This window comes from Streptomyces sp. NPDC060184, assembly GCF_042728795.1.
In the GTDB taxonomy this organism is placed as follows: Bacteria; Actinomycetota; Actinomycetes; order Streptomycetales; family Streptomycetaceae; genus Streptomyces.
Genome location: NZ_JBHWYX010000026.1, coordinates 19,129 through 32,310, shown reverse-complemented (window position 1 = coordinate 32,310; position 13,182 = coordinate 19,129). Strand labels below are relative to the sequence as shown.

The 13,182-nt window shown below is 69.7% G+C and carries 6 protein-coding genes; all 6 read left to right on the top strand.

Translation table 11 applies throughout. From position 1 onward, the window contains the following. Positions 1-307 precede the first annotated feature (307 nt). A complete protein-coding gene (locus tag ACFWEE_RS18755) occupies positions 308-4,594 on the top strand; it encodes a discoidin domain-containing protein (protein ID WP_386890398.1) in 4,287 nt (1,428 codons plus the stop codon). A gap of 898 nt (positions 4,595-5,492) precedes the next feature. Next, positions 5,493-6,917 carry an extracellular solute-binding protein gene (locus ACFWEE_RS18750; protein WP_386890397.1) on the top strand — a complete coding sequence of 475 codons (1,425 nt, stop codon included), beginning with the start codon at positions 5,493-5,495 and terminating at the stop codon, positions 6,915-6,917. A 91-nt stretch (positions 6,918-7,008) separates the two neighbouring features. Beyond that, positions 7,009-7,965 carry a carbohydrate ABC transporter permease gene (locus ACFWEE_RS18745; protein WP_386890395.1) on the top strand — a complete coding sequence of 319 codons (957 nt, stop codon included), beginning with the start codon at positions 7,009-7,011 and terminating at the stop codon, positions 7,963-7,965. Between the two features lie 18 nt (positions 7,966-7,983). After that, on the top strand, positions 7,984-8,859 hold the full coding sequence (locus ACFWEE_RS18740) for a carbohydrate ABC transporter permease (RefSeq protein WP_386890394.1): 876 nt from the start codon (positions 7,984-7,986) through the stop codon (positions 8,857-8,859). A gap of 238 nt (positions 8,860-9,097) precedes the next feature. Further along, on the top strand, positions 9,098-10,702 hold the full coding sequence (locus tag ACFWEE_RS18735; protein ID WP_386890393.1) for a glycoside hydrolase family 13 protein: 1,605 nt from the start codon (positions 9,098-9,100) through the stop codon (positions 10,700-10,702). A 51-nt stretch (positions 10,703-10,753) separates the two neighbouring features. Beyond that, on the top strand, positions 10,754-13,153 hold the full coding sequence (locus ACFWEE_RS18730; protein ID WP_386890392.1) for a discoidin domain-containing protein: 2,400 nt from the start codon (positions 10,754-10,756) through the stop codon (positions 13,151-13,153). Positions 13,154-13,182 lie beyond the last annotated feature (29 nt).

The following is a 13,182-nucleotide window of genomic DNA, read 5'->3' as shown; positions in this document are numbered from 1 at the left end:
CGTGTCCACGGAACACGCACCGGAGATTTGCGCAAGAACGCAACCGGCTTTCATCCCTTGCGGCGAACTTGCATTTCCCGACAGCTCTCACGAAAGCCCCTGCTGGAACGGGGTGTCGCCCCATCCTGCCGTTCAGGCACGGCAATTGGTACCTGCGGGACCGGTAGACGGGCCTCCAGATATCTGCAACCCTCTGACCGCTCCTCGCAAAAGACGTAGTGCTTGACGCATAAATCCAATTCTCCCTGCACATCGACTGAGCCGTGCCTCGCCTCCGTCAGGGGCGAGGCCGAGGGATCGGGGATCCATGAGAGCGAAACGCTGGAGAGCGCGCGGCCTGTCCGCAGTGGTCGTCACCAGCCTGCTGACCGTCGGATGGCCCGCGCTGACCGCCGCGGCGGCAGCGGGGCCGAACGCCGCCTCGGGCCTGCCGGCCAAGGCGAGCAGCGCACGGGCCGGGAACACCGCCGCCGGCATCACCGACGGAGACCAGGGCACCTACTGGCAGGCCGCCAAGAGCGACCAGCCCCAGTGGGTGCAGACCGACCTGGGGTCCACCGTCCGGACCGACGGGGTCGTACTGAAGCTTCCGGCCGGGTGGGCGAGCCGCACGCAGACCCTCGCCGTCCAGGGCAGCACCGACGGCACCGCCTTCACCACGCTGAAGAGTTCGGCGACGTACACCTTCAGTCCGGGACAGGCCAACGCGGTCACGGTGAACTACCCGGCGACGAAGGCGCGTTACGTACGGATCGCCGTCACGGACAACTCCGTGGCCGACGCCGCCCAGCTCTCCGAGCTGGAGGTGAAGGTCGCCGCCGCCTCCTCGGTGAACCTGGCGAGCGGGCGCACCATGTCGGAGAGCAGCCACACCGACGTCTACCCGGCGTCCAACGCCAACGACGGCAACAAGTCGACCTACTGGGAGAGCGCCAACAACGCCTTCCCGCAGTGGATCCAGGCGGATCTCGGCTCCGCCGTACGGGTCGACCGGGTGGTCCTGAAGCTGCCGGACAGCTGGGGGCCGCGCAGTCAGACGCTGAAGATCCAGGGCAGCACGAACAACTCGGCCTTCACGGACCTCACCACCTCCCAGGCGTACACCTTCGACAGCGCGGGGGGCCAGACGGTCACCCTCACCTTCGACGCGACCACCACCCGTTACGTCCGGGCCCTGTTCACCGCGAACAGTGTGCAACCCGCGGGGCAGGTGTCCGAGTTCGAGGTCTACGGCCCCGAGACGGGTGACACCCAGGCGCCGTCCGCGCCGACCGGCCTCGCCTTCACCGAGCCCGCGAGCGGTCAGATCAGGCTGGCCTGGAACGCCTCCACCGACAACACCGGTGTCACCGGCTACGACATCTACGCCAACAACACCCTGCTGACCAGCGTCGCGGGCGGGGTGACGACGTTCACCGACAGCCGTCCGGCGAACCAGACCGTCTCGTACTACGTACGGGCCAAGGACGCGGCCGGGAACCAGTCAGGGAACAGCAACACCGTCACCCGGCAGGCAAGCAGCGGGGACACCACGGCGCCGACGGCCCCCTCGGGGCTGACGCTCACCGAGCCGGCGAGCGGCCAGATCAGGCTGGCCTGGAACGCCTCCACCGACAACACCGGCGTCACCGGCTACGACATCTACGCCAACAACACCCTGCGGGGCAGCGTCGGCGGTTCGGTGACCACGTACACCGACACGCAGCCCGCCTCGGCCACGGTCACCTACGTGGTCAGGGCGAAGGACGCGGCGGGCAACCAGTCCACCGCGAGCAACTCGGTGACCCGCAACGGCTCCGGCACCACCGGCTCCAACCTCGCGGTGTCCAAGCCGATCAGCGCCTCGTCGTACGTGCACACCTACGTCGCGACGAACGCGAACGACAACAGCGTGACGACCTACTGGGAAGGGGCCGGGGGGAGTTACCCCAACACCCTGACGGTGCAGCTGGGTTCCAACGCCGACCTCAGCTCCCTGGTGCTGAAGCTCAACCCCGACAGCGCGTGGTCGGCCCGCACCCAGACCATCGAGGTGCTCGGGCGGGAGCAGAGCGCGAGCTCCTTCACCAGCCTGGTCGCGGCGAAGAGTTACTCCTTCGACCCGGCGAGCGGGAACAGCGTCACCGTCCCCGTCTCCGGACGCGTCGCCGACGTACAGCTGAAGTTCACGGCCAACTCCGGTTCCTCGGCCGGGCAGGTGGCCGAGTTCCAGGTGATCGGGGTCCCGGCGCCGAACCCGGATCTCGAAGTCACCGGCGTGACGGCCTCGCCCTCCGCGCCGGTGGAGTCGGACACCATCACCCTCGGTGCCACCGTCCGCAACAGCGGCGCGTCCGCGTCGGCCGCCACCAAGGTGGACCTGCTGCTCGGCGGTTCCAAGGTCGCCACCGCCTCGGTGGGGGCTCTTGCGGCCGGAGCGTCGACCACGGTCAGCGCCTCCATCGGCACGCGGGAGGCGGGGAGTTATCCGCTGGGCGCGGTGGTGGACCCGGCGGGCGAGGTGATCGAGCAGAACGAGTCGAACAACACCTACAACCGCACCGATCCCCTCGTGGTGAAGCCGGTCTCCAGCTCCGACCTGGTCGCCTCGGTGAACACCTCGCCCTCCAGCCCCTCGGCCGGTGACGCGGTGACCTTCGACGTGGCGATCAAGAACCAGGGTTCGATCGCCTCCGCGAGCGGCAGCCACGGGGTGACCCTCGCGGTGGTCGACTCCAACAACACGACCGTGAAGACCCTGACGGGCGCGTTCACCGGTACCATCGCGGCCGGAGCGACCGCGGCCTCGGTGAAGCTCGGCCCGTGGACGGCGGCCGACGGCTCGTACACCGTGAAGGTGACGCTCGCCGACGACGCCAACGAGCTGCCGGTGAAGCGGACGAACAACGTATCCACCCAGTCGCTGTTCGTCGGCCGCGGCGCCGACATGCCGTACGACACGTACGAGGCGGAGGACGCCACCACCGGCGGCGGCGCCCAGGTGGTCGGCCCCAACCGCACGGTGGGCGACATCGCCGGTGAGGCGTCCGGCCGCAAGGCGGTGAACCTGGACGCGACCGGCGAGTACGTCGAGTTCACCACCCGCGCGGCCACCAACACGCTGGTGACCCGGTTCTCCATCCCGGACGCACCGGGCGGCGGGGGCATCGACTCCACGATCGACGTCTACGTCGACGGTGTCCTGAAGAAGGCGCTCCCGCTGACCTCACGGTACGCGTGGCTGTACGGCGCGGAGGCCGGCCCCGGCAACTCCCCCTCGGCGGGCGGGCCCCGGCACATCTACGACGAGGCGCACCTCCTGCTCGGCGAGACCGTACCGGCGGGAGCCAAGATCCGGCTGCAGAAGGACGCCGCGAACACCTCCACGTACGCGATCGACTTCGTCAGCCTGGAGCAGGCCACGGCCGTCGCCAACCCCGACCCGGCGGCGTACGCCGTACCGGCCGGGTTCACCCACCAGGACGTCCAGAACGCCCTGGACCGGGTGCGGATGGACACCACAGGCAAGCTGGTGGGCGTCTACCTGCCGACGGGCGACTACCAGACCTCGTCGAAGTTCCAGGTCTACGGCAAGGCCGTGAAGGTGGTCGGCGCGGGCCCCTGGTTCACCAGGTTCCAGGGACCGGCCGGGCAGGAGAACACCGACATCGGGTTCCGCGCGGACGCGACGGCGAACGGGTCGTCGTTCTCGGGCTTCGCCTACTTCGGCAACTACACCTCACGCATCGACGGTCCGGGGAAGGTGTTCGACTTCGCGGGCGTCTCCGACATCGTGATCGACAACATCTGGGTCGAGCACATGGTGTGCATGTACTGGGGCGCCAACACGGACCGGATGACCATCAAGAACTCCCGCATCCGGGACACCTTCGCCGACGGCATCAACATGACCAACGGCTCGACGGACAACCTCGTGTCCAACAACGAGTCCCGGGCCACCGGTGACGACAGCTTCGCGCTCTTCTCGGCGATCGACGCCGGCGGGGCGGACATGAAGAACAACGTCTTCGAGAACCTGACGTCGCTCCTCACCTGGCGGGCCGCGGGCATCGCCGTCTACGGCGGTTACGACAACACCTTCCGCAACCTCCGCGTCGCGGACACCCTGGTCTACGCGGGGATCACCATCTCCTCGCTGGACTTCGGGTATCCGATGAACGGCTTCGGCACGGGCCCCACGGCCCTGGAGAACATCTCCCTGGTCCGGACCGGCGGCCACTTCTGGGGGTCGCAGACCTTCCCGGCCATCTGGGTGTTCTCCGCCTCCAAGGTGTTCCAGGGCATCAGGGTCAGCCACGTGGACATCGTGGACCCGACCTACAGCGGGGTGATGTTCCAGACCAACTACGTGGGCGGACAGCCGCAGTTCCCGATCAAGGACACGGTCTTCACGGACATCTCGATCTCGGGTGCCCGCAAGAGCCAGGACGCCTTCGACGCGAAGTCCGGCTTCGGTCTCTGGGCGAACGAGCTGCCGGAGTCGGGGCAGGGTCCCGCGGTCGGTGAGGTCACCTTCAACGGCCTGAGGTTCTCCAACAACGCGGTGGACATCCGGAACACCACCTCGACCTTCAAGATCAACGTCAATCCGTAGACGGAGGTCGGCAGGCGTACGGGGCCGTCGTGGCGGGGTTCTTCCACCGTCACGACGGCCCGCACGACAGCCCGCACGACGGCCCGCACGACAGCCCGCACAACGGCCCGCACGACGGACTGCCGACGGCTCGCACGACCGACGCAAGCTGTTTGCGCAGCTTGCGTCAGGCTTGCGTTCGCGGCGCGAAGACTTGCTCAGGCGGCAGGGAAGGAGGGGATCGGCGAGGCCACGGTCAGCCGGGCCCTCGACGGCAAGCCCGGGTTCTCCCGGGCACCCTGGCGGCCGGTGCTCACCACACCGGCACGCACAGGGCCACCAGCGGCCGTCCGGCCGTCCGGCCGTCCGGACGGCCGCATCGGCCCGCGGGCACCGGCCGACGGCGGAGCTCACCGAGCGGACCACGCTCTCCCCCGGGGGGGCGGCCAGGCGGCGGCCTCGCGGCTGCCGGACCGGGGTGCCACCGGGCAATCATGCGCGCGAGCGACCCGCCGGCTCCCGGCGCGGTACGGACGGCACGCAAGGGCGGGACCCGCGCGCCGGACGGTGTGCGGGGTGGCGGTGGCAGGGTACGACGACACCGCCCACGGCACACCCCGCCCCAGCAGACCCCTGCCCCCTTCCGGGGCGGGGGTCTGCCGCGTTCCGGGGCGGGGGTCTGCCGCGTTCCGGGGGCGGGGGTCTGCCGCTTTCCCGGGCTCGGAGGCGGCAGCCGTCCGCGACGGGCCCCGCACGGGTCGACCCATGATCCACCGCGGCCCATTCATTCATCTGTCAAACAATTACGAGATCGGCGCTAGATATTGCGTCCTTCTGTTCCCGGTGGTTGAGTGTGCGGCGCCCCACAACGCATCGGCGGTGGGGCGACGTCCACGCACATGCCCGAGGGGGACCACCCATGAGTAGAGCCGCGTTCCGCCGTCGAAGCCGCGCAGGCGCGGTCGCCCTTGTCTCCGCGCTGGCGCTCACCGCGCTCGCGGCCTGCGGCACGAGCAGCAGCAGCGACAACGACGGCGGCGAGAAGGACGGCGGCGGCAGCGCGTCGGCCGACCCCGCCGCCCCGCTGGACCCGAAGACCAAGGTGACGATCACCATCGACTGCATGCCGCCCACGGCGAAGGCGGCCGAGCTGAAGGAGTGGAAGGAGGACGTCGCCGAGTTCAACAAGACCTACCCGAACGTCACCATCGAGGGCCGGTCCACCGCCGGCCAGTGCCTGGAGCCGCCGCGCTTCACGGCCATGCTGAAGGCGAAGTCACAGCCGGACGTCTTCTACACGTACTTCACCGACCTGCCGCAGGTGCTCGACAACGACGGCGCCGAGGACATCACCGCGTACGTCACGGACAAGAGCGTGCCCGCCCTGGCGGACATCGACCCGAACGTCCTCAACTCGCTGAAGCAGGACGGCAAGCTGTACGGGCTTCCCACCAGCAACTACACCATGGGCCTGCTCGTCAACCGCAAGCTCTTCCAGCAGGCGGGCCTGGACCCCGACGCCCCGCCGCGCACCTGGGCCGAGGTCCGTACCGCCGCGAAGAAGATCGCGGGCCTGGGCAAGGGCATCTCGGGCTTCGGCGAGTACAGCGCCGGCAACACCGGCGGCTGGCACTTCACCGCGCAGATGTACAGCGTCGGCGGCGAGGTCGTCGACGCGAGCGGTACCAAGGCGGCGTTCAACGACGACCTGGGCAAGCAGGTCGCCGAGAACATCAAGGCCATGCGGTGGGACGACGACAGCATGGGCAAGACGCAGCTGCTGAAGTGGGGCGACCTGCAGAAGCAGATCGCCACCGACAAGCTGGGCATGTTCCTCGCCGCGCCCGACGACATCGCGTACATGGTGCAGCAACTCGGCGCCAAGTACGAGAACTTCGGGATGGGGCCGATCCCCGGCGAGAAGAACACCCTGGCCGGCGGCAACAACTACATGATCAAGAAGGGGATTTCGGCCGACAAGATCAAGGCCGCGATCGCCTGGCTGAACTTCAAGAACCTGACCGTCGGCAAGGGCCAGTTCAACTGGGAGCGCACCAAGGCGGACAAGCTGCCCGTCGGTGTCCCCCAGCCCAACTTCTGGCTGAACGGATCGAAGACCACGGACGACGCCGCGCGCGCCCAGTTCGCCACCATGCCGGTCGCCAACTTCAAGACCTTCGTGGACAACCCGGTCCCCGGCAAGGCCGAGCCGCCGAAGGCCCAGGAGGTCTACAAGGTCCTGGACAACGTGATGTCCGGTCTCCTGACCAACAAGAACGCCGACGTCGACAAGCTGCTCTCCGACGCGGAGAAGCAGGTCAACCAGGTCCTGGCCACCCAGTAACCCGGGCACGGGGGCCGGCCCGGCCGGCCCCCCGCACCCCGTCCGCGCCCGGACCGCGTTCCGGCACCACTGCACCGAGGAGGCGGCGACGATGTCGGCCCCCACCATCCCCAAGACGGCGGCGAAGACGCCCCGCCCGTCCCGGCACCACGGCGACGGCCCGACGCCCGCCGGCGCCTTCGCCCGGGCCCTGCGCCGCAACCTCACCGCCCACGGCTTCCTGATCGGCGCCGTGATCTGCTTCGGCCTCTTCTCCTGGTACCCGATGGTGCGGGAGTTCCTGCTCGCCTTCCAGAAGACCGAGGACGGGCAGACCACCTGGGCGGGCCTGGACAATCTGAACACCGTCTTCAACGACCCGGCGTTCTGGCAGGCCTGGCGCAACACCCTGCTCTTCACCGTGCTCGCGCTGGTCCTGGGCTTCGCCGTCCCGTTCGTGGTCGCGGTGGTGCTCAACGAGTTCCGGCACGCACAAGGCTACCTGCGGCTCCTCGTGTACCTCCCCGTCATGCTCCCGCCGGTCGCCTCGGTACTGCTCTTCAAGTACCTCTACGACCCCGGGTACGGCCTGCTCAACCAGCTTCTCGGCTTCTTCGGGATACCCGCCCAGCAGTGGCTCCAGGACCCGAGCACCTCGATGCTCTCGGTCGTGGTCGCCGCGACCTGGATGAACATGGGCGGCGCGACGCTCATCTACCTCGCCGCGCTCCAGGGCATCCCGGGCGAGCTGTACGAAGCCGCCGAGCTGGACGGCGCCGGGCTGCTGCGCAAGATCTGGCACGTCACCATCCCGCAGACCCGGCTCATCCTCTCGCTGCTGCTGCTCATGCAGGTCATCGCGACCATGCAGGTGTTCGTCGAGCCCTTCCTGCTCACCGGCGGCGCCGGCCCCGAGGGATCGACGACCACGGTCGTCTACCTGATCTACCAGTACGCCTTCAACTTCAACAACTACGGCGCCGCGGCGGCGCTCGGCCTGGTCCTGCTCGTACTGCTCGCCGGAGTGTCGGCCGTGTACGTGAGGCTCAGCCGCGCCGAGGACGAGTAGGACCGGGGGAAACGACAGATGTCCACACGCACGCTCATCTCGCCGGCCCAACTGGCCCGGCCCCGGGGCAAAGCCGTCTACTGGGTGGTCTTCGGCCTCGTCATGGTCCTGTTCACGCTGGTCTTCCTCGGACCGCTGTACTGGATGGTGTCCGGCGGGCTCAAGTCCACGCAGGAGGCGGTCCAGTCGCCGCCGACGTTCTTCCCGTCGACGCTGACTCCCTCCAACTACTCCCGCGCCTGGGAGGTGATGGACCTCTCCCATCTCCTCTTCAACACCCTGTACTACGCGTTCGGGGCGCTGGCCTTCCAGCTCGTGCTGGACGTCGCGGCGGCCTACTCGCTCTCCCGGCTGCGGCCCGTCTTCGGCAAGGCGATCCTCGGCATGATGCTGGCCACCCTCATGATCCCGGCGACGGTGCTGGTCGTCCCGCAGTACCTCACGGTGCTGGACGTCCCCCTGGTGGAACGCAACCTGCTGAACTCGCCGTGGGCGATCTGGCTCCCGTCGGTGACCAACGCCTTCAACATCTTCCTGCTGAAGAGGTTCTTCGACTCCATACCGAAGGAGCTGCTGGACGCCGCGTCGATGGACGGCGCCTCCCCGCTGCGTACCCTGCGCTCGATCGTCCTGCCCATATCGCGGCCGATCCTCGGAGTGGTCTCCATCTTCGCGGTGGTCGGGGTGTGGAAGGACTTCCTCTGGCCGATGCTCACCCTGCCCGACCCGGCCATGCAGACCCTGAACGTCGGCATCTATTCGCTCTCCAACGGAGTCCCGGAGAACGTGCTGATCGCCGCCCTCACCATCGCTTCCCTGCCGACGCTGCTCATCTTCCTGGTGTTCCAGCGGAACATCATGAGCGGCCTCACCGCGGGCGGTCTCAAGGGCTGACCCCCGCCCGGCTGCCCCGGTCGGTCCGGGGCAGCCGGTGCCCCCTGCCCGCACGCCCCCGCGCCCGTGTGCCCGGACGCCCTCACTCCCGTACCGCCCGCACGCGCCCGCACGGCGGGTTCGCACGTCGCACCGCACACGCACCTTCGCAAGCCACTCCATGAAGCCTCCGTCGCCGGCCGTGACCGCACGCCCCGCTGTCCGGCCGGCGGCGGACCCTGCCCGAAAGGACCCTCACGTGGCAGCCCCTCTTCCGGTACGCGCCGACGACTGGTGGCGCAGCGCCGCCATCTACCAGGTGTACCCACGCAGCTTCGCCGACGGTGACGGGGACGGTACCGGGGACCTCGCGGGCGTCCGGTCGCGGCTGCCGTACCTCGCCGAACTGGGCGTGGACGCACTCTGGTTCACGCCGTGGTACGTGTCCCCACTGGTCGACGGCGGGTACGACGTCGCCGACTACCGCACCATCGATCCGGCCTTCGGGACGCTCGCCGAGGCGGAGAAGCTCATCGACGAGGCCCGTGAGTCCGGCATCCGGGTGATCGTGGACATCGTGCCGAACCACGTGTCGGACCAGCACGCCTGGTTCCGGGCGGCGTTGGAGGCCGGCCCGGGCAGTCCCGAGCGCGAGCTGTTCCACTTCCGCCCCGGCCGGGGCGAGGACGGCGAACTGCCGCCCAACGACTGGCCCTCGCAGTTCTCCGGCCGCACCTGGACCCGGGTGCCGGACGGGGAGTGGTACCTCCACCTGTTCACACCGGAGCAGCCCGACCTCAACTGGGCCCATCCGGCGGTCCGCCGGGAACACGAGGAGATCCTGCGCTTCTGGTTCGAGCGCGGGGTGGCGGGCGTACGGATCGACTCGGCCGCGCTCCTCGCCAAGGACCCGGCGCTCGCCGACTTCGTGGAGGGCGTGGACCCCCACCCGTACATCGACCAGGACGAGTTGCACGACATCTACCGCTCCTGGCGGGCCATCGCCGACGAGTACCAGGGTGTCTTCGTGGGTGAGGTCTGGCTGCCGGACTCCGAGCGCTTCGCCCGGTATCTGCGCCCGGACGAACTGCACACCGCCTTCAACTTCAACTTCCTGGCGTGCCCGTGGCGGGCGGACCGGCTGCGGCGGTCCATCGACGACACCCTGGCGGAGCACGCGCCCGTGGGCGCCCCGGCCACCTGGGTGCTGTGCAATCACGACGTGACCCGGACGGTGACCCGGTACGGCCGGGAGGACACCGGGTTCGACTTCGCCAAGAAGGCGTTCGGCACGCCGACCGACCTGGCGCTCGGCGAGCGCCGGGCGCGTGCCGCCGCCCTGCTGACGCTCGCGCTGCCCGGGTCTCTCTACCTGTACCAGGGTGAGGAGTTGGGTCTGCCGGAGGCGGACATCCCGCTCGACCGCATCCAGGACCCGATGCACTTCCGTTCGGGCGGGAGCGATCCGGGGCGGGACGGCTGCCGGGTGCCGCTGCCGTGGAGCGCGGACGCCCCGTACAGCGGTTTCGGCTCGCGCGCGGAGCCGTGGCTGCCGCAGCCCGAGGGCTGGGAGGCGTACGCCGTGGACCGGCAGAGCGGCGACCCCGGCTCGATGCTGTCGCTCTACCGGGAGGCGCTGCGGCTGCGGCGCACCACCGAGGCGTTCCGGAGCGAGCCGCTGACCTGGCTCCCCTCCGCCGAGGGCGTCCTCGCGTTCCGGCGCGGCGAGGGCCTGATCTGTGTCGTCAACCTGGCGACACGACCGGCGGAACTGCCCGCCCACACGGATGTCCTGCTCGCCGGCGGCCCCCTGGACGACGAGGGCCGCCTCCCCAAGGACACGGCGGTGTGGCTGCTGGCCTGATCCAGCCGCCGCATCGCCGTCCAGATGTCCCCCCACAGGAGGTTGTGCACCATGAGCGTGACAAGAGCCGCACCCGGTGGACGGTCCGTGACCGCTCTGCTGGCCTCACTCGCCTGCACCGTGGCCCTGGGGACGGTGGCCGCCCTCACCGGGGGCGGCGCCGGTTCCGCGGCGGCGGCCGAGGCGCCCGCACTCTCCCCGTTCGCGGTGGCGGGGCGCGGGGCGCAGGTGCCGTTCACCGAGCTGGAGGCGGAGAACGCCGCGACCTCCGGCTCGTTGATCGGGCCCGACCGTACGTACACCACCCTTCCCTCCGAGGCGTCCGGGCGGCGCGCCGTACGGCTCGACGCACCGGGTGAGTACGTCGAGTTCACCCTCACCAAACCGGCCAACGCCATGACGGTGCGTTACTCCGTGCCGGACAACGCGGCGGGTACGGGCATCACCGCGCCGGTCGCGCTGAGTCTGGACGGGACCAGGCTGAAGGACCTCGACTTCACCTCCCGGTACGGCTGGTTCTACGGCTCGTACCCGTTCACCAACACCCCGGGGAGCCAGCCGCACCACTTCTACGACGAGACCCGGACGCTCTTCGGGAAGACCCTGGCCGCCGGCTCGAAGGTGCGGATCACTCTTCCCTCCACCTCCGTCACCCCGTGGGCGGTGGTGGACCTGGCCGACTTCGAGCAGGTCGCGGCCCCGGTGACCCGTCCGGCCGGATCGCTGTCGGTCACCGACTACGGTGCCGACGCGAGCGGCGCGGCGGACTCCACGTCCGCCTTCCAGCAGGCGGTCGACGCCGGGAAGGCGCAGGGCAAGGAGGTGTGGATCCCGCAGGGCACCTTCAAGCTGACCGACCACGTGGTGGTCGACCAGGTCACGCTGCGCGGCGCCGGGCCCTGGTACAGCGTGCTGGGCGGCCGTCACCCCACCGACCGGAGCCGTGCGGCGGGGATCTACGGCAAGTACGCCTCCGGCGGCGGGTACGGCGGCGGCGTCCGCCCGTACGAGGCCGGCGGCCCGAGCCGCAACGTCACGCTCAAGGACTTCGCGATCATCGGCGACATCACCGAGCGGGTGGACGAGGACCAGGTCAACGCGATCGGCGGCGCGATGAGCGATTCCGTCGTGGACGGCGTGTGGCTGCAGCACACCAAGGTCGGCGCGTGGATGGACGGGCCGATGGACAACTTCCACATCCGCAACAGCCGCATCCTGGACCAGACCGCGGACGGGGTGAACTTCCACTGGGGCGTCACCCACTCCTCCGTGGAGAACACCTTCCTGCGCAACCTCGGCGACGACGGCCTCGCGATGTGGTCCGACACGAAGGCCGACACCGCCAACGCCTTCACCGGGAACACCGTGGTGGCCCCGATCCTCGCCAACCACGTGGCGATCTACGGCGGCAAGGACATCTCGGTCACCGACAACGTCCTCGCCGAAAGCCTCACCAACGGCGGCGCCCTGCACGTGGGCAACCGCTTCCCCGGCGTCTCCCCCGGTCAGGGCACCGACGTCCAGGGCACGTTCACCCTCGCCCGCAACACCACCATCCGGGCGGGCAACACGGACTACGGCTGGCCGTTCCCGATCGGCGCGGTCTGGTTCGACGCCCGCAACAGCCCGATCGACAAGGCGACGATCAACGTCACCGACACGGACATCCTGGACAGTTCCTACGCCGCGATCCACTTCGTCTCCGGGACGACGAAGAACGTCAACTTCACCAACGTGAACATCGACGGCACCGGGACCTTCGCGCTCCAGTTCAACGATCCGGCGCAGCTGTCGCTGACCAATGTCCGCGCCACGAACATCGGCTTCACCGACCCCGTCTACAGCTGCCTCGGCGCGTCGCTGGCGCTGACCCAGGGCTCCGGCAACTCCGGCTGGAACGCCAAGCTCCCGGCGACGTACTGCGGCCCGTGGCCCACCGCGAACTACGACCACGGCACCTCACCGACCCCCACTCCGACGCCCACCCCGACCCCGACCCCGACGCCCACCCCCACCGGCCCGACCCCGGACCCCGGCCGCAACCTCGCTCTGGGCAGGCCCGTCACCGCGACCGGGTACGCCGACGTCTACGCCCCGGCGAGAGCCGTCGACGGCGACGCCAACTCGTACTGGGAGAGCGTCAACCGGTCCTTCCCGCAGTCGCTGACCGTGGACCTGGGATCGGCGACCCAGGTGGGGCGGGTGGTCCTCAAGCTGCCGTCGTCCTGGGAGGCCCGCACCCAGACCCTGACGGTCCTCGGCAGCGCCGACGGCTCCGCCTTCACCACCCTGACCGCGTCGAAGGACTACCGCTTCGACCCGGCCTCCGGCAACACGGCGACCGTGACCCTGCCGGCCGGCTCCACCCCCCGGTACCTGCGGGTCACCGGGACCGCGAACACCGCCTGGCCCGCCGTGCAGGCTTCCGAACTGGAGGCGTACCGCTCCTGACGCTCGCGCGTCGCGACAGCCCCTCCGCC

What these genes read in the sequence shown, in the direction of transcription:
- ACFWEE_RS18755 (WP_386890398.1), top strand. Translation starts at nt 308, where the DNA reads ATGAGAGCGAAACGCTGGAGAGCGCGCGGCCTGTCCGCAGTGGTCGTC.
- ACFWEE_RS18750 (WP_386890397.1), top strand. Translation starts at nt 5,493, where the DNA reads ATGAGTAGAGCCGCGTTCCGCCGTCGAAGCCGCGCAGGCGCGGTCGCC.
- ACFWEE_RS18740 (WP_386890394.1), top strand. Translation starts at nt 7,984, where the DNA reads ATGTCCACACGCACGCTCATCTCGCCGGCCCAACTGGCCCGGCCCCGG.
- ACFWEE_RS18745 (WP_386890395.1), top strand. Translation starts at nt 7,009, where the DNA reads ATGTCGGCCCCCACCATCCCCAAGACGGCGGCGAAGACGCCCCGCCCG.
- ACFWEE_RS18730 (WP_386890392.1), top strand. Translation starts at nt 10,754, where the DNA reads ATGAGCGTGACAAGAGCCGCACCCGGTGGACGGTCCGTGACCGCTCTG.